The organism is Mucilaginibacter flavus, from assembly GCF_030409315.1.
Lineage (GTDB): Bacteria > Bacteroidota > Bacteroidia > Sphingobacteriales > Sphingobacteriaceae > Mucilaginibacter > Mucilaginibacter flavus.
The window spans coordinates 26372-48165 of sequence record NZ_JAUFPS010000091.1 but is presented as its reverse complement, the minus strand read 5'-3'; the positions used below and the strand labels follow the sequence as shown (position 1 = coordinate 48165).

The 21794-nt window shown below is 43.0% G+C and carries 17 protein-coding genes; 2 read left to right on the top strand and 15 right to left on the bottom strand.

Annotated elements, in window-relative coordinates:
• Position 1: 1 nt before the first annotated feature.
• The 11 genes from QWZ17_RS26165 to mraZ all read right to left on the bottom strand — a co-directional run bounded on the left by QWZ17_RS26165 (position 2) and on the right by mraZ (position 12943).
• Positions 2-862, bottom strand: a complete 861-nt coding sequence (locus QWZ17_RS26165; RefSeq protein ID WP_290308294.1) for a cell division protein FtsQ/DivIB — start codon at positions 860-862, stop codon at positions 2-4.
• The gene (gene murC / locus QWZ17_RS26160; protein ID WP_290308293.1) at positions 855-2210 is read right to left on the bottom strand and encodes a UDP-N-acetylmuramate--L-alanine ligase; all 1356 of its coding nucleotides are present in this window, start codon (positions 2208-2210) and stop codon (positions 855-857) included. Before murC ends, QWZ17_RS26165 begins: the two co-directional genes overlap by 8 nt.
• 55 nt (positions 2211-2265) lie before the next feature.
• A complete protein-coding gene (gene murG / locus QWZ17_RS26155) occupies positions 2266-3369 on the bottom strand; it encodes an undecaprenyldiphospho-muramoylpentapeptide beta-N-acetylglucosaminyltransferase (RefSeq protein ID WP_290308292.1) in 1104 nt (367 codons plus the stop codon).
• A 157-nt stretch (positions 3370-3526) separates the two neighbouring features.
• Positions 3527-4672, bottom strand: a complete 1146-nt coding sequence (locus QWZ17_RS26150) for an FtsW/RodA/SpoVE family cell cycle protein (protein WP_290308291.1) — start codon at positions 4670-4672, stop codon at positions 3527-3529.
• Positions 4673-4800: 128 nt separating this feature from the next.
• Positions 4801-6174 (bottom strand): UDP-N-acetylmuramoyl-L-alanine--D-glutamate ligase, encoded by a 1374-nt coding sequence (murD, locus tag QWZ17_RS26145; RefSeq protein WP_290308290.1) that lies wholly within the window; start codon positions 6172-6174, stop codon positions 4801-4803.
• Between the two features lie 77 nt (positions 6175-6251).
• Positions 6252-7493, bottom strand: coding sequence for a phospho-N-acetylmuramoyl-pentapeptide-transferase (gene mraY, locus QWZ17_RS26140; protein WP_290308289.1), 1242 nt, complete (start codon positions 7491-7493; stop codon positions 6252-6254).
• 119 nt (positions 7494-7612) lie between these two features.
• Positions 7613-9073, bottom strand: a complete 1461-nt coding sequence (locus QWZ17_RS26135; protein WP_290308288.1) for a UDP-N-acetylmuramoyl-L-alanyl-D-glutamate--2,6-diaminopimelate ligase — start codon at positions 9071-9073, stop codon at positions 7613-7615.
• Entirely contained in the window at positions 9070-11181 is a 2112-nt protein-coding gene (locus tag QWZ17_RS26130; protein ID WP_290308287.1) for a penicillin-binding protein, read from the bottom strand. The genes QWZ17_RS26135 and QWZ17_RS26130 overlap by 4 nt, the downstream gene beginning before the upstream one ends.
• The gene (locus QWZ17_RS26125; protein ID WP_290308286.1) at positions 11171-11587 is read right to left on the bottom strand and encodes an FtsL-like putative cell division protein; all 417 of its coding nucleotides are present in this window, start codon (positions 11585-11587) and stop codon (positions 11171-11173) included. Before QWZ17_RS26125 ends, QWZ17_RS26130 begins: the two co-directional genes overlap by 11 nt.
• Positions 11584-12486 carry a 16S rRNA (cytosine(1402)-N(4))-methyltransferase RsmH gene (rsmH, locus tag QWZ17_RS26120; protein WP_290308285.1) on the bottom strand — a complete coding sequence of 301 codons (903 nt, stop codon included), beginning with the start codon at positions 12484-12486 and terminating at the stop codon, positions 11584-11586. The genes QWZ17_RS26125 and rsmH overlap by 4 nt, the downstream gene beginning before the upstream one ends.
• Complete coding sequence (gene mraZ / locus QWZ17_RS26115; RefSeq protein WP_290308284.1) at positions 12479-12943, bottom strand: division/cell wall cluster transcriptional repressor MraZ; 465 nt, start codon at positions 12941-12943, stop codon at positions 12479-12481. Before mraZ ends, rsmH begins: the two co-directional genes overlap by 8 nt.
• Positions 12944-13315: 372 nt before the next feature.
• On the opposite strand from mraZ, the gene QWZ17_RS26110 reads away from it, so the two are divergent.
• On the top strand, positions 13316-13732 hold the full coding sequence (locus QWZ17_RS26110) for a DUF4259 domain-containing protein (protein ID WP_290308283.1): 417 nt from the start codon (positions 13316-13318) through the stop codon (positions 13730-13732).
• 90 nt (positions 13733-13822) lie between these two features.
• Here the strand turns inward: QWZ17_RS26110 and QWZ17_RS26105 are convergent, their stop codons facing one another.
• Complete coding sequence (locus QWZ17_RS26105) at positions 13823-15031, bottom strand: PepSY-associated TM helix domain-containing protein (protein ID WP_290308282.1); 1209 nt, start codon at positions 15029-15031, stop codon at positions 13823-13825.
• A 67-nt stretch (positions 15032-15098) separates the two neighbouring features.
• Entirely contained in the window at positions 15099-17561 is a 2463-nt protein-coding gene (locus tag QWZ17_RS26100; protein ID WP_290308281.1) for a TonB-dependent receptor, read from the bottom strand.
• 180 nt (positions 17562-17741) lie between these two features.
• Between QWZ17_RS26100 and QWZ17_RS26095 the strand changes: the two genes are divergently transcribed.
• The gene (locus QWZ17_RS26095; protein ID WP_290308280.1) at positions 17742-19055 is read left to right on the top strand and encodes a polysaccharide deacetylase family protein; all 1314 of its coding nucleotides are present in this window, start codon (positions 17742-17744) and stop codon (positions 19053-19055) included.
• 8 nt (positions 19056-19063) lie between these two features.
• On the opposite strand, the gene QWZ17_RS26090 is transcribed toward QWZ17_RS26095, so the two are convergent.
• Both QWZ17_RS26090 and QWZ17_RS26085 read right to left on the bottom strand, forming a co-directional pair.
• Positions 19064-19477: a hypothetical protein gene (locus QWZ17_RS26090; protein WP_290308279.1), complete on the bottom strand. Its 414-nt coding sequence runs from the start codon at positions 19475-19477 to the stop codon at positions 19064-19066.
• A 163-nt stretch (positions 19478-19640) separates the two neighbouring features.
• The gene (locus QWZ17_RS26085; RefSeq protein WP_290308278.1) at positions 19641-21506 is read right to left on the bottom strand and encodes a CocE/NonD family hydrolase; all 1866 of its coding nucleotides are present in this window, start codon (positions 21504-21506) and stop codon (positions 19641-19643) included.
• Positions 21507-21794: the final 288 nt, after the last annotated feature.

The following is a 21794-nucleotide window of genomic DNA, read 5'->3' as shown; positions in this document are numbered from 1 at the left end:
ATTACATTTTTATTTGAGATGTATCCTTCTTCATTTTGAGCGAATCCAACCTTGCCGCTTTTGCTTTGGCCGAATCTGCTTTGGTCAGTTGATTTTTAATACCGATGACCTGGTTGGTATATTTAATATTTATTTTGCTGTACTTATCCCAGCCTACCTGCGGTAACACTTGTTTATAAAATGCTACGAGGTTTCTTAATTTCACGTTCAGCGAATCGGCATTGCCTATTAAAATACGCTGGTTGCCTACCCGGGGGATCAGCTCTATCTCTCTATCAACATTTACGTAGATCTGTGCTATCTGGGCATCCCACAATGAATCCTTGCGGATATAGTCGGCCGTTTTGTACAGGTCTTTTGCCAGTTGGGTGTGTAATGAGTCTACATGATTAGTAAACAATTCATCTATATAACCATTGGCTACCAATACCCTTGCGGTAAAGTTTGATGATAGCGGAATTTTTAAACCATGCTGATCTATATAAAAATCCATATCGTAATGGTTCATCACCCTTAGTATCGGTTGGCGCTGGCTAACCTCTACCCTCAGGATGCCATCCATTTCGGTATACACTTTGGCAAACTCAATAAATGGATTTGCCTTCAGTTTGTTTTCCAGATCCTGGATATTTATGTTTTCCAGTTTACGGCCAATCAGCGTATGGCTGTTGGTTTGCAAAATCTGGTCAACCTCCTGTTTATCTATAAAATATTGGTTGCCGGGGATGTTTACTTTTACCGCTGTACACAATACCGATGCCTTTTTGGTTTCAATAAAACTCATAAGCGCTACCAGGCCACCCAGGCATATTACCCAGGCACCACCTATCAGCAGGCGCTTCCATATGAGTTTTTTATCCATGCAATAATCCTTTTAAAGGGTGTACCAATGTATCTATATCGCCTGCACCTACAGTTAACAGCAATTCGGGCTGTTCATTTTTTACCGCGTTAAGCGCTTCCTGTTTGCTTAGTATCCGTTTATTTTGCAGCTGCATTTTACCTAATAGCATGGCCGATGTAACGCCTTCAATAGGCAGCTCACGGGCCGGGTAAATATCCAGCAGTATCAGTTCATCAACCATATCCAGCACCTCGGCAAAGCCATCGGCAAAATCGCGGGTGCGGGTGTACAGGTGGGGTTGAAAAATAGCGGTCAGCTTTTTATTAGGATACAATCTTTTTACCGATGATATGGCAGCCCGCAATTCTTCGGGGTGATGCGCGTAATCATCTATATAAATATGCTCCGGTGTTTTTACAATATATTCAAACCGACGCTTAACTCCACGGAATGAACCCAATGCGTCTTTGATAGAATCAGCCGGGATATCCAGTCTTAAAACAGCCTCGATGGCAGCAACCGCGTTTTCGATATTATGCATACCCGCAATACCCATCCTGATATTGGCGATGGTGATATCGGCATTGATAAAATCGAAATAAAAATCGCCGTTCTCTATACGGATGTTAGCAGCATGCGCATCGGCGGTTGCATCTTCAAGCGCATAGGTGTAACCGGTATCTAAAGGCAAGCCTTTTTTATGAACCAGCGTTCCGCCGCTTTTAATCTGCGAAGCAAACAGCTTAAACGACTCTGTTAAATGTGCGTGATCGCCATAAATATCCAGGTGATCGGCATCCATTGATGTGATGATAGCCACATCCGGGAACAATGTTAAAAACGAACGATCGTATTCATCGGCCTCCACCACCATTACGTTATTTTTTCCGTAAAGCACATTGGTTTGGTAGTTTGACGATATACCACCCAAAAATGCAGAGCAATCGTTACCCGATGCTTTCAGCAAATGCGCCACCATGGTTGAGGTAGTGGTTTTACCATGTGTGCCGGCAACAGCAATAGTGAACGAACTTTTGCTGATGAGGCCCAAAACCTGCGAACGCTTATATAAATCGAACCCCTTATTTTTAAAATAGTTTAATACCGCCGAATCTTTAGGGATAGCCGGGGTGTAAATAATCAGTGTATCATTACATGGCTTTTGAAAACTCAGCGGGATACAATCGGCATTATCTTCAAAACAGATCTGGATGCCTTCGTTGTGCAAATCGTTGGTTAAATCCGTAACTGTTTTATCGTAACCGCAAACAACACAGCCCAAATGCTGGAAATAACGGGCCAGGCCGCTCATCCCGATGCCGCCTATACCCACCAGGTAAACCCTTTGTATGTCGCGTAGTTCCATTGTAATGATTGTTTAAAAAAGGTCCTCCCCTTTTGGGAGAAGGAGGACCATAACTTTAATTGTTAACTGTTATTTGTAAAAGTTCTTTAGCTATTACTTCATCGGCATTTGGCATGGCCATTTTACCTATGTTGGTGCTTAGCTTTTTTTGTAAATGTTTATCTTCTAATAACTCAAGCACCCTATCTACCAGTTTGGCTTCGGCGTCCCTGTCGGCCACAAAAACGGCGGCGTCTTCCTGTACCAATGCCAGGGCATTTTTGGTTTGATGATCTTCGGCCACATTTGGCGAAGGCACCAGGATCACCGGCTTTTTAACCATGCACAATTCGGCAATGGTACCGGCACCCGCCCTTGAAATAATGACATCGGCGGCGGCATAAGCCAAATCCATACGGGTTAAAAACTCCCGTATTTTAATATCCGGGTGATGATCTTCGCCCAGTTTTTCAATGATGCCTTTATAATAAAACTTGCCCGTTTGCCATATTACCTGTACATCGGCAGCTATCAGCTTATCTAAACCGGCCATAATGCTGTTATTCAATGTACGCGCGCCAAGACTGCCGCCCGTAATCAAAATGGTTTTCTTAAACGTTGATAGTTTAAACAACTCCAGCGCTTGCATATGCTTGCCGGCAATGTTCACCGCATCCTTACGGATAGGGTTGCCTGTTTTAATAATTTTGCCAACAGGGAAAAACTGCTCCATATTATCAAAGGCCACGCAAATTTTTTGAGCGCCCTTACCTAACCATTTATTGGTAATACCTGCGTACGAGTTTTGCTCCTGGATGAGGTACGGGATCTTTTTCATAGATGCCGCGTACAACAACGGACCGGAGGCATAACCACCAACGCCAACCGCGGCATCGGGTTTAAAATCTTTTATAATTTGCAGGGCCTTACGCACACTACCCAACAGTTTTACCGGGAACATTACGTTTTTCCAAACAGAATCGCGCTGAATACCCCTAATATCTAACCCGATGATCTTGTATCCGGCAGCAGGAACCTTTTCCATTTCCATACGACCCAAGGCACCAACAAACAATATTTCGGTATCAGGATCAATAGCCTTCAAAGCATTGGCAATAGCAATAGCCGGGAAGATGTGACCACCCGTTCCGCCTCCGCTTATAATAATTCTTTTTGCCATGTTTTTTAAATTCTAAATAGATAAACCCTAAATCCTAATTTTTAAATCCTAAATGGAAAAAACTTAAACTCTAATATTCTGAAATTCTAAATCCTAATCTTTAAGCTCCGGTTCCAGCCAATCACTAATTCACTAAATCAATAATTCACTAATTAAATCAAGCTACACTTATCTCTCCCACAACCACCTTCTTCGGTTCCTCAATATCCTTACTTACCGATAGTATAATGCCAAAGGCCACACTTGTAAATAATATAGATGTACCACCCATACTAACAAACGGCAATGGCACACCCGTTACCGGCCCAAGCCCTACAGCCACCGCCATATTGGCAAAGGCTTGTATGGCCAGGCTAAAGCTTAAGCCGCAAGCCAGTAAAGCCCCGAACGCTTTTGGCGCTTTAGTTACTATTTTGATACAGCGATACAGCAAAAACAGGTAAATACCTATCAGCGCGAAACCACCCACCAGGCCGTATTCCTCTATAATGATGGCATAAATCTCATCCGAGTATGACTCAGGCAAGAAATTTCTTTCGGTACTATTACCTGGCCCTTTACCAAACAGACCACCACTTGCTATAGCTATTTTAGCGTGATCGGCCTGGAATGATTTATCTGTTTTGGTTGAATCGGGGTGCATAAACGTTTGCACGCGCGATACATAAGTATGCCTCCTTGGCCCTAAAAATATTACGCCCAATAACAACACAAAACCCGCCGCGCATACTATGGCAATTTGTTTGATACTGATACGACCGATGATCAGCAACAAAATACTTACCCCAAAAAGCATCAACGCGGTTGATAAGTTGGCTAAAGCGATTAAAATAAACACCACGCAAACAGAACCCATGATTGGCAAAAACGACTCTTTAACATCCTTAATATTTTCCTGCTTGCGCGATAAGGTACGCGCCAGGTAAGTAATTAAAGCCAGCTTGGCCAAATCTGATGTTTGGAAGCTTAAGCCGATAACCGGGATACTAATCCAACGACTTGCATTGTTGATATGGCTACCAAAAACCAGCGTGTACACCAACAGCGGTATGGTAACAATCATCATTATTTTTGACAGACCGGCGTAATACCTGTAATCCAGCTTATGCGAAATGTACATCAGCATTAAGCCACCCACCATCATAGCCAAATGCTTCATCAATATCGACTCGACCCCTACGCCACGCTTGTAAGCCAACGTACCGGTTGAACTGTATACCGCCAGCAAGGATATAACAGAAAGCAATATGACTATAAGCCATATCCACCGGTCGCCTTTTGTGTTGTTTAATATCCTATGCATTTAGCCCCCTCTAAATCTCCCCCTAAAGGGTGAGACTTTATATTTTAGTATTCGTTAATTATCTATTCTATAATCTATCATTTACACTTCTTTCATCTGCACATTTGCACATTTGAAATCTGCACATCTTATAACTCCCTTACCGCTGCTTTAAACTGATCTCCCCTGTCTTCATAATTTTTAAACAGATCGAAACTGGCGCAGGCTGGTGATAATAGTACAGTATCCCCTTTTTCGGCCAGGTGAAACGCTATTTGCGCGGCTTCCTGGGCCGAGAATGTATTTACAATTACATCAACGTCGTCTTCAAAAGCATCGTGGATACGTTTATTGTCTTTACCCAGGCAAACTATAGCTCTTACCTTCTTTTTTACTAAATCTTTAAGCATGCCATAATCGTTGCCTTTATCAACACCACCCAGTATCAAAACAACATCTGTGCTCATGCTTTCTAAGGCGTACCAGGTTGAATTAACGTTGGTAGCCTTTGAATCATTAATAAAACGAATGCCCGAAATATTGGCCACAAATTCAAGCCTGTGCTCAATGGCTTTAAAGTTGCCCATGCTCTCCTTAATCGTTCCTTCGCGCAACTCCAGCACCCTTGCTACAATACCTGATGCCATGGAGTTGTAAATGTTGTGCTTGCCCTGTAAGGCCAGTTCTTGAATTGACATTGTAAAATGTTCTTGTGTGGTGTTAATGACAATATTGTCGTTTTCGAGATATGCTCCCGGTTTAACTATAGTTTCAATTGTAAAAGGCAATAGTTGGGCTGCAAACGTTCTATCGGCCATTCCTTTAATGGTTTCAGGATCGTCGGTGCAGTAAATAAAATAGTCGGCCGGTGTTTGGTTCTGCATAATCCTGAATTTGGATGCCGCGTAATTTTCCAGCTTATAGTCGTACCGGTCTAAGTGATCGGGGGTGATATTGAGCAATACCGCAATATCAACCTTAAACTTAAACATATCATCAAGCATGAAGCTACTTAGCTCCAATACATAAAAATCAAACTTTTCGGTAGCCACCTGGTAAGCAAAGCTTTTACCAATGTTGCCTGCCAGGCCAACATTTAAACCACCATTTTTTAAAATATGATAGGTTAAACTGCTCGTAGTAGTTTTACCGTTTGAGCCGGTTATACCGATGATTTTCGCATCGCAATACCTGCCCGCAAATTCGATTTCGGAAATTACCGGGATACCTTTTTCTTTCAGCTTTTTGATGATTGGTGCCTTATCGGGAATGCCCGGGCTTTTGATCACCTCAACCGCGTTCAGGATCAGGTCTTCGGTATGTTGTTTTTCTTCAAAGCTGATATTCCAGTCCTGAAGTTGTTGTTTATACTTATCAGCAATAGCCCCAAAATCCGACACAAAAACATCATACCCCTGCTGTTGAGCCAGGTACGCCGCCCCAACCCCACTTTCGCCGGCACCAAGAATGGCTATCCGCTGAGTGGTGAGTAGTGAGTGATGAGTAGTGAGTGGGTGATTCATTGCTGTATTTATCCTTGTTCTTTTATCCTTTTGTCTTTATTCCTTCTATCTTGATACTTGATACTTACTACTTGATACTATCTAAGTTTAAGAGTTATAATCGTTATAATCGCCAGCAAAATCCCGATGATCCAAAAGCGGGTTACAATTTTAGCTTCGTGGAAACCTTTCTTTTGATAGTGGTGATGTAACGGTGCCATTAAAAACACACGTTTACCTTCGCCAAATTTCTTCTTGGTGTACTTAAACCAACCCACCTGCATAATCACTGATACGTTTTCGATTACAAACACACCGCACAATACCGGCAGCAATAATTCCTTACGGATCATGATAGCGAACACTGCGATGATACCGCCGATGGCTAAACTGCCTGTATCGCCCATAAATACCTGTGCCGGGTACGAATTATACCACAAGAAACCCACGCAAGCGCCCACAAAAGCACCGGCGAAGATCACCAGCTCGCCCGAGTTGGGGATAAACATAATGTTAAGGTAATCGGCAATTTCGATGTTACCGGATACATAAGCCAGTATAGCCAGCGTGATCCCAATAATGGCCGAGGTCCCCGTTGCCAGGCCGTCGATCCCATCAGTTATATTTGCCCCGTTTGAAATAAAGGTGACGATGATGATCACAAAAAACAGGAACACCACCAATGCGTAATATTCATAACCCGGACCAATAAACTTTAATACCTTGCCGTAATCAAACTCGTTGTTTTTATAAAACGGCATGGTTGTTTTGGTGGAGTGCACATCCTGCGTGTAAACGGGCACATTCCTTTTTAAGTGAAAATCGACAGGCGCGTTAATTTTAACCGGCAGCTTTACTTCCTGGCGGATAACAATGTTGGTATTGAAATACATTGTCCACCCTACTATCAGCGATAAACCAACCTGCCCTACTATTTTAAACCGGCCTGCTAAGCCTTCTTTGTTCTTTTTAAATACTTTAATGTAATCGTCTAAAAAGCCAATAGCACCCAACCAAACGGTGGTGATGAGCATCAAAATGATGTACACATTACCGAGTTTTGCAAATAGTAAAGTAGGGATAAGGATACCGGCCAAAATGATGATACCACCCATAGTAGGCGTACCCGATTTTTGCATTTGACCTTCCAGGCCTAAATTTCTTACGGTTTCCCCTACCTGTTTAAAGCGCAAATAGTCAATCAACCTTCTGCCATACACCGTAGTAACCAACAGCGATGTTATCACAGCCATAGCCGTACGGAACGTGATGTACTGAAACACCCCCAACCCCGGTATGCTGTAGTTTTTATTTAGATATGTAAACAGATAGTATAACATTCCCTTTTTTGATTACTCTTATTTATATTGGTATTCTTGCTTTTATTATCTGAACCACGATTCAGCAGATTAAAGGATTTACAGGATTCTGTTAATTCTTTAATTCTGTAAATTCTGATTCAGACCATCAATTTAAACTGCTCCTCCAACTCCTCCATATCATCAAAGTGATTTTTGATGCCGTGGATTTCCTGGTATTTTTCGTGGCCTTTGCCGGCTACTAAAATGATATCGCCGGGGTTTGCCAGCATACAGGCGGTTTTGATAGCTTCCTTGCGGTCTACTATACTTACCGTGTGCCTTTTGAATGCCGGATCTACACCTTCAATCATTTCCTTAATGATCTGCGCCGGATCTTCCGAACGCGGATTATCTGAGGTTAGGATCACTTTGTCGCTCCATTCGCTGGCTACACGGGCCATAATAGGGCGTTTGGTTTTGTCCCTATCACCACCGCAACCTATTACGGTTATTACCTTTTCGTTTCCCTTGCGGATATCATGAATAGTGCTCAGTACATTTTGCACGGCATCGGGCGTGTGGGCGTAGTCAACTATACCAATTACCTTATTTGGCGCAACTATATATTCAAACCGACCTTCGGCACCTGTTAATTTGCTTAGGCTGGTTAGCACTTTTGATTTATCCTGCTCCAACAGCATAGCAGTAGCGTAAACAGCAAGCAGGTTATAAGCGTTAAACGTGCCTACCATTTTAAACCAAACTTCTTCATTATCGATATGCAGCAGCAGGCCACCAAACTGGTTTTCCAAAATGCGGGCCTTATAATCGGCCATACTTTTTAAACCGTAGCTTTTTTTATGAGCCTGGGTGTTTTGCAGCATTACGTTGCCGTTTTTATCATCGATATTGGTAAGGGCGAAAGCGCTTTTTGGCAAACCATCAAAAAACGCCTTTTTAGCCTTCAGGTATTTATCAAAGGTTTTGTGGTAATCCAGGTGATCGTGTGTAAGGTTGGTAAACACACCGCCCGAAAAATGGAGATTAGCTACCCGGTGCTGTGCTACCGCGTGTGAGCTTACTTCCATAAAGCAATAATCGCAACCCTGCGCTACCATTTCTTCCATCAGGCGGTTAAGCTCGATAGGGTCTGGTGTGGTATGGGTTGATGGAATAACTTGCCCATTAATCTGGTTTTCAACTGTCGAAAGCAATCCACATTTATACCCCAAATCCCTGAATAACTGATATAACAATGTGGCAATGGTTGTTTTGCCATTGGTACCGGTTACACCCACCAGTTTAAGCTGGGTAGATGGATTACCGTAAAAATTGGCAGCCACAAGACTGAGCGCTTTAGCCGAATCGGCAACCATTAAAAAGTCGACCTCACCTGCTGTATGGGCTGGCAGGTCCTCGCAAATAATGGCAATTGCTCCTTTTTTAATGGCCTGTTCAATATAATCGTGTCCATCAACCAGGGTCCCTTTAATCGCTACAAACAGCGAGCCCGGAATTACCGCGCGCGAATCAAACTCGATAGAGGTAATTTCCACATCGGCACTGCCTTGTAGTTCTGTAAAGGCCAATCCATCAACTATATCGCTTAAATATCTCATTGCAATTCAATTGTTATGCGTGAACCCTTTGGTATTAAGCTACCGCCGGTAACCGATTGTGTGGCCACCGTACCGCTGCCGCGTACCGTTACTTTATATCCTGCATTACCCAATACATACAGGGCATCGCTTAAACCCATCCCGGTAACAGCCGGTACAGTACCTTCTTTAACTCTTGCGTCCTCAAACGGAATCCCATTACTGGTATCAACTCCGGCAGATGCCCCGTTTACCGAGGCGTATAGCGGTTTTACCCCCAATGTATTGTACACATGCTTTAAAGCTTTTTGGTTACCCTGTTTTACTTTAGGCATTGATGTGTTACCTACAAATCTTACCGGCGCAGGCTGGTTAATATCCATATCATTGGCGTAAACTTTATCCGCAACAGCCCTGAAAATCGGGCCGGCAACTTTAGCCGCCAGGTATGATCCCCGGGTTGGGTTATTAACCACCACAATCATCGAATACTTAGGATGATCGGCAGGGAAATAACCGCAAAAAGAAGCCTGGTATTTTTTATCCTTGTAACCTTTTGTACCGTTTGCTACCTGTGCTGTACCTGTTTTGCCACCTACGGTGTACAATGAATTTTTGATCACGTGGCGACAGTTACCTTCCTGTACCACACCCTCCAACATGCCCCTCAGTTTACCAAGCGTTACATCAGAGCATACATGCTCATTAATAACACGGGCCTGGAACTGCTCGATGGTATTACCCATGCGGCGAATTTCGCGCACAAAAATGGGGGCTATCATTTTGCCGTTGTTAGCTACCGAATTGTAAAACGCAAGCATCTGCAATGGCGTTAAATTCATCTCGTAACCGTAAGCCATCTCTGGCAGGGTGTAATACTTGTTCCAGCTGCGGTTTGATGGATTTTTAATGATCGGCATCCCTTCCCCTTTTATCTGTAAGTTCAATCTTTCATTCAAATGATAGCTATATACCTTATTGATAAACTCCCAGGGGTTATCTTTATAATTATTATAAACCAGTTTTGCAGCCGCAACGTTAGATGATTCTTCAAAAGCCTTTTTTACCGACATTTCGTAATTATCGTGTTCGGTATCGGTAATGGTTGGCCCTTTAGGAAATTTATATTTGCCACCTTCCGCATTCACAATGGTGCTGGTATCCAGTTTATGCTGATCTAACAAAGTCATGTACGATACCAATTTAAAAGTTGAACCGGGATCGATAGAGTTGCTGATAGCATAGTTTAAACTCTCTTTATAAGTACCGCTTTTGGTACGGGTAAAATTGGCAATAGCTCTTACTTCGCCGGTAGCTACTTCCATCAACACTACACAACCATGATCGGCCGCGCTTGAGTCCAGTTGATTTAGCAAAGCCGCCTGTGCTATCTCCTGGTAGTTTACATTGATGGTTGATATAATATCGGCACCGTCTTTAGCGGCAATTTCATCTTCATCGTTATTAACGGGCATCCAGGTACCACCGGGAATGCGCTGCATTAAACGCCTGCCGTTTTCACCATTGATGTATTGCGAATAAGCACCTTCTAACCCAACCGGGTTTTTAACGTTTTCGTTTTTGTAACCTATAGTACGTTCGGCCAGTGAATGAAAAGGCAAAATGCGCCTGTTTTGCTGTAAAACGATCAGGCAATTTTTGGTTTTGCGGTTTTTAAATATCGGGAACTCGCGAATTTGCTTTAACTCCTGGTAAGTAACCTTACGCCTTAACAACTGGTAACGCGAGCCATCTTTACGGGCATCCCTGAAAATGCGCGCGTACTCATGTGCCGAACGATCGCCATACATTTTTGACAGGTTGGCCGATAATACATCAATATTATCATTAAACACGCTATCAACCGCGATACCGCCGGCCAGCATATCCATGTGCAATTCATATTCAGGTACCGATGTAGCCAGCAGACTACCATCAACAGAAAAAATATTCCCCCTTGCAGCTTCAACATCCCTAAACTGGGCAGCCATGTTAACGGCTTTGGCTTTCCATTTGGCGCCTTGCACAAACTGCACCCTGCAAAGCTGTACCACCACCGCGAACGAAAAAAACACCACCAACCCGAAGGCGATGTATACCCTTAAAAGTATATTAGTCCTAATTTTCATCCTTATCCTCCTTCACAGTTATTTTCCTTGGCGGCTCAACAGATTGCCTTACGCCCAGTGTATCGGCACGTTTGGCTACTTCTGTTAAAGTGCTTTTAAAAGCCATATCGGCCTTGGTGGTTTTAAAATCCCAGCCGCGCTCTTTTACTTCTTTGGTTAAATCGTCAATAGCACGGATGTTTTTTTCGGCCAGGTGCATGTTACCGATGTATATCATGCCTAACAATGCCACGTACAACACAAACGGAAGGGCATTAGTTGCCTTCTCGCTTGTAATAAAGCGTTTGGTAAAAAGCTGCGTAAAGAAATTGTCGGGAATTTCCCTTTTCCTGGGTTTTTCCTCCACAATAAGCTCTTCGGCTTCTAACTCTTCTTCCTGAATTTCTGTACGTAAACGATTGGTCATTTTTTTACAGCTATCCTTAATTTAGCGCTCCGTGCCCTGTTATTGTTATTGATTTCATCTGCCGATGCAGTGATAGCCCCGCGGCTAACTGCATCAAGCGGTTTATTGCTATTTCCGTATAGATCTTTCTCCACCTCGCCGCTGAATTTGCCTTTGGCGATGAAGTTTTTTACCAGCCTGTCTTCCAGCGAGTGATAGCTCATTACCACCAACCTGCCGCCAACCGCCAAAGCTTCGGCGCTTTGTACTAAAAACTCTTTTAGGGCCTCCAGTTCCTGGTTAACCTCAATTCTTAGCGCCTGGAAAACCTGCGCCAGGTATTTATTTTCTTTCCCTTTGGGGATGCGGTTAATTATCGCGTTTTTTAAATCGGCAATGGTTACAATCGGGGCGTTAAGCCTTGCGGTAACTATAGTTTCGGCCAGTGATTTAGCATTCTGAATTTCACCGTAGATACCAAAAATGCGGTGCAGTTCGGCACCGCTATAGTTATTTACTATGTCCTTAGCCGTTAAATCGCCGCCCTGGTTCATGCGCATATCCAGCTCGGCATCAAAGCGGATAGAAAAACCGCGGTCGGCCTGGTCAAACTGGTAGGATGATACACCCAAATCGGCCAGAATACCATCAACCGGGATAGCACCATGCAGGCGACAAAAGTTTTTGAGGTATCTAAAATTCTGATCTACAAAAACAAAACGCTCATCGTCAATTATATTTTGCTGCGCGTCTGCATCCTGATCAAAAGCAAGCAACCTGCCATCAGGGCCCAGGTGTTTCAAAATTTCACGCGAGTGACCACCGCCGCCAAAGGTTACATCCACGTAAGTGCCGTCCTTTTTAATATTTAAACCCTCAATGCATTCCTGCAGCATTACCGGGGTGTGGTACTCACTCATTGTTCCTCCCTGCTTTACTACCCATTACCAGTTCTGCCAGTTCTGCAAAATTATCCGGCTCGTTATTAATCATTTCAGTATGAGCCGTTTTGCTCCAAACCTCAATTTTATTTAATACACAAACTAAAACCACATCGTTGCTGATGCCTGCAAAATCCAATAACGATTTTGGCAAAAGCACCCTGCCGGCAGCATCTGGCACCAAGGGCGTTGCGCCGCCGGTGAAATACCTGATAAAGCGCAGGTTTTGCCGATCGTATTCGTTAAGTTTGCTTAGTTCATCAAGTCTTTTATCCCATTCGGATTTTGTGTAAATAGCCAGATTTTTCTCCAGGCCGCGATTGATCATCAGCGTCTCGCCAACAGCTTCTGGAAGCTGTTTTTTGAGACCGCCGGGGATCATCATCCGCCCTTTGGCATCCAGTTTACATTCAAATTCTCCGGTTAAATGCGGCATTATAAGACTATGGCTTAATTTAATGAGTAAAAGTAATTCTCTTTTACCACAAATTACCACTTTTTACCACCAAAAAGTTTTCAACATTTTTGGCGGATTTTGATGCTACGTGCAAGTTTTTGAACGTAAAACATTGAGCCTTATAGCTAAAAAATAACATCGCTAAAAATGAGCAGGCGAAAGTGGCATTCCAGGCTTTTTAAGGACGGCGAGAATTGGGAATAGTAAACCTGAAAAAGTGGTGATTTGTGGGAGAAAAATTGGACATACAAATCGGGTTAGATTATTGCCAATAAAACCATACAATATTTGTAAAACACCTCCCCTTTTATCATTTATATTGCCATCTTTAACTCAAAAAAAGAAAACATTATGGGCGCCTGGGGATATGGACCTTTTGAAGACGATACAGCTTTAGACTTTATGGTAGAAGTGGAAGATTCTGACAATCCACAGCAAACATTAAGTGATGCGCTCGATTCGGCATTGGATACAGACTATTTAGAATATACAGAAGCACAGGGAGCCATTGTATCGGCAGCTTATATAGACAGACAAGTAAACGGGACAAGATTTTCATCGCCAGATGACGAAGACGGTTTAGACGTAGATACTTTTCCGGAGCGCCACCCCAACCAGGACTTTAGCCATCTTAAACAAAAGGCCGCAAAAGCCTTACGACAGGTTTTATCTGAAAACTCAGAACTGAATGAACTTTGGGCTGATAATGAAGAACTTTACCCTAAATGGCGTAAGGGTCTGGAAGAACTGATTGAAAGATTAAGCTAAACGTGATCTTTTAATCAGCCCCCAGCATTTCATCCTTTAACAAACCTGCCAGGCATTATTATACGCAACTGGCAATCCTGTTATTCTCTGTTACACAACAGCAAGCTTTTTTGCAGGCTTCTTCTTTTTGCGCGTTCTGTTAAGCCACATCATTACACCCGTTACCGGAAAAATGAGCGATAATAAACAAACCACAAAACTGATGATCTTGGTTGGCAAACCATAAACCGAGCCGGTATGCACCGGCTTCACCATCGCCTTAACACGTTGCCCCAGGCTTTTGGATGCAAATGTTTGTTCGCCCACTACCTTACCGTTATATTGGTCAATGTAATAAGTATCGGCAGTTGTTTCGATGGCTCCCTGCGGTAAAACGATCACACCATAAGTTGCCGATGAGTCGCGCGGTAAACGAACGGTATAGTAATCGGCTGTTTTAATGGCCGGTATATTTTGAACACCCGCATCAATAGATAACTTCTCTGTGCCTGCTGTATAATTTGATTTTGGTTGTTCGGGTTGTTCTTTTACCAACTTGGAACCGGTTATGGCAAACAAGGCCTGGTTGGCCCAGTTAAATGTCATAATCAGTCCTGTTAAAACTATAACTATCAAAAAAACTGAGGTATAAAAGCCCGTTACAATGTGTAAATCATGTACCAGACGTTTGGTACTGCCACCCCATTTTATTTTTAAACGCTGGCGCATAACGGTCTTAGTTTTTGGCCACCATAATACAACGCCGGTTATCAGGATAAATAAAAAAAACAAGGTACAAATAGCCACTACCATATCGCCGGCGCTATCCTTCCCGGCTAATAAAAACCGGTGCAGCATCTCTACCGAATACAGGAACGATTCCCTGTGGTTATATTGCCCCGTTACCTGCCCGGTATATGGGTTAACAAAAACAGTTAAATTGGGGCGGGCGACATCTTTATCTTTCTTACCTTTTTTTGCCGACGCACCTGTTGGCTTTTCTTTTACATGTTTACCGGCTTCTTGTTTTTTATCCTTACGCTCGGGTACAATCATACCTACTTCCACGGTTCTGGTGACATCGGTGTAAACCATAACAGAGGCTATTTTCGCTTTGGCGACCTGCTTCAAAGCATTTTCGGTGAGTTGCGAAACGGGTAGCCGCCTTTGTTGCGGTTGCACATAATACCTTTTGGCATGCAGGGTATGTTCTATCTCCTTTTCAAAAACCAGCATGGTGCCGGTAAGGCAGGAGCAAAAAATAACAATCCCTGCCGCAAGGCTCAGGTAAAGGTGAATAGTGCGAAAAAAAACTTTCATAATTTTTTATTACAAAACCGGGATGCGCCTAAGCACAGCCCGGTTTAACATTTGGTATCAATTGATATTAAAAGCTATATGAAACAGTAGTTAAAAACTGCCTTGGCGCTATTGGGTTAATACTATAGTTTTCATGTACGTTATAGTTTAACACGTTACCGATATTGGAAATTTTAGCTATGATGGATATCTTTTTATAAGTGTAGCCTGCAGATGCATCAACAGTGGTAAAACCGGGTACGTTAACCAACCTGGATAGGGTTTGCGTTTGGCCTACAGTATTTGCATTACCGGCAACCCTATCGCCCAGGTAATAAACAGATGCGCCAACTTTAAAGCCACGCAAAGTACCATCATAAAAATTATAAAAAACGCTGGTATTCGCGGTATGCTTAGGCACGTTTAGCAGGGGCTGCCCGGCTATGTTGCTACCTACAGATGTTGAAGTTTTTGAATAGCGCGCATTGGTATAGCTGTAACCCGCCAATATATCCAGCCCTTTAACCGGGTGACCTGCTATATCCAGCTCAACACCATCACTTTTGGTTTGACCAACCAGCTCTTTAATATTGGTATTAATGTTTACAGTAGTACCATCGGCCAAAAATGGTGCTGTTTGGGCCAGATTATTGTTGATGATGCGGTAAGCTGTTACGTTAACCGATAAATTACCGTTCAGGAAATCGTTTTTGATACCAGCCTCATACTGATCAACCAGTGAGGGCGATAGCGGGTTATTATTAACATCCGTACCGGTATTGGTTATAAATGAATTAGAGTAGCTGGCAAAAAGCGCGGTATTGGTAACCGGTTTATAAACGATGCCTACCCTTGGCGAAAACGCTTTATCGGTTTTACTTGCTGATGGCTGCACCAAAGCAGGCAGGTAATAATTGGTAACCACCGTTGGCGCAATGTATTGGTATGACCAGCGGATGCCGGCAAGTACCTTAACTTTATCAGACAGGCTGATTAAATCATTAAAGTACGCCCCAAACCTGCTGGTTTTAGTAAGGATATTGTAAAACGGACTCATAGCCGGCCTATCCGTACGCAACCTGTATTTATTAACATCAAAAATATTAATGGTATCATACAAAGCGGGCTTTAACGAAGTACCATTGTCCCAGTAACTTGAAACCTTATTTACAGTAGCTACATAGGTATAGGCGGTGTTATTATATCTATCGGCATCAATACCGGCTAAAATATTATGTTTTATAGCGCCGGTATTAAACTGACCGGTAACGTTAAACTGGCCGGTATAGTAATCTTCCAGCGTTTTTGCCTGGTTAAGGGTACGGCCCCAATTGCCGTTAGCATCTGGCAATACTCGTTCGGTAGTTTGATATTGCCTGTTAAAATGCTGGTAGTTAACACCACCGCTTAATTGCCATAAACTATTAATCTGGTGATTGATAGTAGCTGTAGCGGTACTTTGTTTGGTATTGCCGTTTGACCACGATGCGCCTAAATACCGGTTTCGTGGCACTTTTGCAATTACGTTGTTAATTTGGCCGGTACCAAAATCGGGAGTAAAATCATAATTGAGATAATCGCCCTCAACGGTGATGGTTGTTTTATCGCTTATTTTGTATAAAAAAGAAGGGTTGATATATTCTCTTTCAGATTTTACGTTATCGCGGTAGCTGTTTGCTTTTTCATAAGTACCATTTACACGGTACGCCAGTTTTGAGGTGATGGGACCATAAACATCAAATGACGGGCGATACAGGTCATAGCTGCCATATGTCATGGATACTTTGCCTCCTTGCTCAAACAATGGCTTTTTGGTTACCATGTTAAGAATACCGCCTGGTGCCACATTACCATATAACAATGCCGCGCTGCCTTTTAAAACTTCAATACGCTCCAGCGAGCTAACCTCTGGCACAACACCCGAATTTACCCTGAAACCGTTTTTAAACATATTGGTGCTCGAAAAATTGTATCCTCTTGCGGCAAAGGTTTCCTGGGTGTTACCACGTGAGCTGTACAGGTAAACGCCGTTCACGTTTCTGATAACATCACTTAAACGTAATGACTGCTGCTGTTCAAGTACATCTTTGCCAATTACGGTTACGCTTTGCGGCAAATCCATAGGCGCGGCGTTCATTTTACCGATGGTTATTTTTTTACGGTTAATGGTTTTGGTAGATGATACCACCACTTCGTTTAGCTGGGCCGCGTTTTCATTTAGCGTAAAATTTACCCTTACCGTTTGGTTGGCTACAACGGTTACACTTTGTTCTTCACTTTTAGTACCTACGTAAGTTGTAATTAACGTGTATGTACCTGGTTTAATATTAAAAAAGTTAAAAGATCCGTCATCGATAGTGGCTGTACTTTTATGGAGGCCTTTTATTGCCACATTAACCGAGGCGGCCGGTTTACCATCGCTGGTTTTTACAAAGCCGGATATTTTGCCGTTGTTGCCCTCTTCGCCGGCTTTTGCGGTAAGCCCGGTTACGAGAAACAAGAAGATAACTAAAGTAATTTTTTGCAGGTAGTTGTGTAGGTTATTTAACATATTATTTAGATTAAGTCTAATTAGTCGCAAAAATAACAACACAATCTTAAAACACAACAATTATTTAGAATTAGTTTAAATAAGATTAATAAAGTACGACATAACCTTGTTAACGATTTTGTTACAGCGCTTTACGGCAAAAAACATCTGCCTATATTAGCCCTATAAACCGCTCCTGTTATGAAATTTCTTTCACTATATGCCCTGTTCATGCTGGCCTGCTGCTGCTTTTTAAAGGCGCAACCCGGTAAAACCGAAATATGCAAATGGCAATACAACCGCAATGGAGCAGTATCCATTACCTGGGATGATGGCTCAATTAACCAATTTAAAATAGCGCTGCCCATTTTAAACAAGCTTAACCTCAAAGGCACCTTTTTTATCATCACAGGGCAAATCCCGGGTTCAAAGTACCAGGCAAAATTTATTGGCAGACCGATAAAAGATATCATTGCCGAAACCGCCAACACCCCTACCAATAAGGATAACTTTTTTGAGCGCGCCTCTGCTGCCGCGCATTTAGGGTTGATAGGTACGTTGGATTACCATTATAAGGCAGGGTCATTAATTGATGGTCATAAGGCCGACGCCGCTTATAAAGTAATGGATGAGTTGTACGCAAAAGTAAGGCATGGCGATTTTAAACCCGGCATCGAACACAATACCGAATACAACGATGCCCACGGCACCACCTGGGCACAAATAAAACAATACGCCGCCCAGGGACATGAATTTGCCAGCCATATGGTTACCCACCCGCGCCTCGCCGCGCTTGACGAAGCCAACATGAAGTACGAAATGGAAAGCAGCCGGCTCGATATTTTACATCATTTAGGGCTGGCTTATACCTTTAGCGCTGAAGGGCCTTTTGGCACCGAAAACGAACGCGCGGTACAATACCTGAGCACCGTTTATCCGGCTTTACGCAACCGCATGCCCGAACCATGGCTTAAAGAGATCAGTCGTGGCAATAAGGATACACCGGGCAATACCAATAAGGAGTATGTACAATACCAGCGCGGTGCTACCACTAAAACGCCGCTGCCCATAATGAAAGCCTGGGTTGATACCACCATGAACAGGCACGATACCTGGCTGGTACTTACCCACCACGGCGTACAGGGCATTGGCTGGGAAGCATTACCTGCTACCGAACTAACCGAGTATTTCACTTATATTAAAAATCACGAGGATAAACTTTGGGTAGCCACATTTGGCGACGTAACCAAATACATGCGCGAAAGACAGAGCGCCAAAATTATTACCGGTAATGAAAACGGCAAAATGGTGATTAAAATTCAACATCCTTTAGATAAGCGTTTTTACAACATACCGCTTACCCTTAAAACTTATGTGCCCGCAAACTGGAAAAATGCCATCACAATCCAGGCTGGCGTTAGCCATACGGTAAATGTAACTACCGACGCTAAGGGTACTTACATTATTTACCAAACCAAGGCAAACGGTACAGGTGTAGTTATTACTCAGAAATAAAGCTGCCCTTAATTAAAGGTGATTGTATCCGGACCGGATATTTTGTTAATATGGCAAGTGCAACCGCCGGCAATTTTAAGCGTGGCAGTTTTGGTTTGATGGGTATCCGGGTCGGTGGCAGAAATTTGCACATTGTCGCCTTCTGCGGAAAACTGCGCTTTGTTACCATCTGTAGCGATGGTTTTATAAGATGGTGAAAAACCGGGGTCGGTAACGCCTGCAGCCACAATCAAAGAATCGCTGCGCAGGTTTTTGGCCGTAAAATTAGTGACAACAACACCGGCACCTTTGCTATCTAGAAATTTAACACCTATAGTTGCGTAAATGGCTGTACAAATACCTAAAGAACAAGCGGGTTTTTGTTGGGTTTTATTACAGGCAATAGAGGATATAATTAGCAGGGATAGTAAAATCTTCTTCATCTTTTGAGCAGCTTGGTTATAGCTTCATTTACGGATAAAGGAGATTAAATGCTACATCAAGCATTTAAAAATTCATTAAAAACACTTAAGAAGATCAAAAGCGTCATTGCTTCGTTCCGCGCAATGACGCTTTTGATTTAACCTTTCTTAAGCAAGCTCGCTACTACTCTATCACCCTAACTTTCAAAAAGCTTGGCTCATCTTTAGAGGTATAAACCTTGTGGGTAGCCTTTTTAAAGTCGGTGTCCTTAGCTTTCATAATATCCTGGAACTGCTGGGTATTCCTGTCAATAAGCGGGAACCAGGTACTTTGAATCTGCACCATCAGCTTGTGCCCTTTTTTGAAAGTGTGCAACACATCCTGTAACTCGAAATTAACGGGGGTTACTTTGCCTGGCTCAAATGGTTGGGGTTTATCAAAACCGTTACGGTATTTACCTCGCATGGCCTCGCTGCGTACCATTTGCTGGTAGCCACTCAGGTACACATCTTTACCCGTAAACTTGTTGTTTTTAGTCGAATCAGGGTACACATCAATCACCTTCACAATCCAATCTGCATCGGTGCCTGTGGTTGATACTTTAAGATTTGCCCAAATGTTGCCGGCAAGGGTAATATCCTTGTCCAACACTTCGGTTTCGTAAGTAAGCACATCTGGCCTGCGGGCGGCAAAACGCTGATCGCCCGTCATGTACTCGCGCTTCATATCGTTATCAATGGTATTGATGAAGGGCACAGGTTTGTTTGGGTCTGATATAAACTCATCAAAGCTACCACCCGCGGCAGGGGAGTCAAAAGAAAGCTTGCCGTTTGGCAGCATATACAGGTTCTTTTCTGCAGCCTCTTTTGGCGGCCAGGTCTTGTAGGTTTTCCATTCGTTAACGCCTGTTTCAAAGGTCGAGATCGGCTCCAGGTCTAAGTCGCCGCCTTTAAGGTAATGGTTAAAAAAGGCAAACTCAATTTTTTCACGATAAAACGGACCAGTCGGACCGCCAAACCCTACATCGCCTAAATGATCGCCATCACCGCGGGACCAGCCACCGTGTACCCATGGCCCCATAGTAAAGTAAACCGGGGTTTTAGGATTTTCTTTAACCAGGGTTTTGTAGGTATTGATAGCGCCATACAAATCTTCGGCATCGTACCAGCCGCCGGTAACCAGTACCGCGGTTTTAATATCGTGCAGGTGGTAAAGTACATTCCTATCTTTCCAATGCTGATCATAATCCGGGTGATCAAGCATTTCGTTCCATAAACGGATGGTATCTTTATAGTATTTGGTATTGGAGTTTTGTACCGATCCCATACGCATAAAAAAGCCGTAACCATCATTGGTGCCGGCATCAAAGCCGTTACCACGGCGTTGTGTGGGCTTATCATCCTGCCTGTTTGTAAAAAACGGGTAAAAGCCAAAATTGGCGGTAAGCATAAAAGCACCGTTATGAAAAGCATCGTCACGATACAGATCGGCCATTGGTGCCTGCGGCGATGCGGCGACCAAAGCGGGGTGACGGCTTAACAAAGAGGCCGTAGTATAAAAGCCGGGATATGAAATGCCCCAAACACCCACTTTACCGCTGTTATTGGGAATTTGTTTTAGCAGCCAGTCGATGGTGTCATAGGTATCTGTGCCTTCATCAACATCGTTTTTTGTTTTGTGAATTTCCTTTTCGGGTGTCATTTCCTCAAAAATGCCTTCACTCATCCAGCGGCCACGCACATCCTGGTAAACAAATATGTAACCATCATGTACAAATAGCGATGACGGACCAAGCCCGGTTTTATAGGCATCAACACCATATGGAGCAACGCTGTAAGGCGTTCTATCCATCATGATGGGATATTTTTTGGTTTGATCTTTAGGTACATATACCGATGTGAACAGTTTTTTACCATCGCGCATGGGCACCTGGTATTCGTATTTGGTATAATTAGCTTTAATGTAATCGGCATCCGGGCCTTTAGGTTGTGCCTGCGCGCAAGCGGCTGATAGCACAAAGCAAAATACTATAAGGAGAATTTTTTTCATAAAATGTTAATAGTTCCCTAAAAGTACTGAATAAAACAAAATGGGCAAACCGGCCCACACCCTAATAATTAAAAACCTCGGCATTGTTACATAGGGACGATTCAGCAATTTTCAAAATAAACTACGAAGCTATTTTTTATTAACCGATGTTTAATTTTTATAAAATAAAAATTAAAACCTGTAGGCAATTTCCCCTGTTTAGTTGTCTTAACTATATAAACCAATAAACCACTGTTTGCAACGCCCCAATTGTAAGCATGCTACCTAAATAAGATAAATAAAAGATGA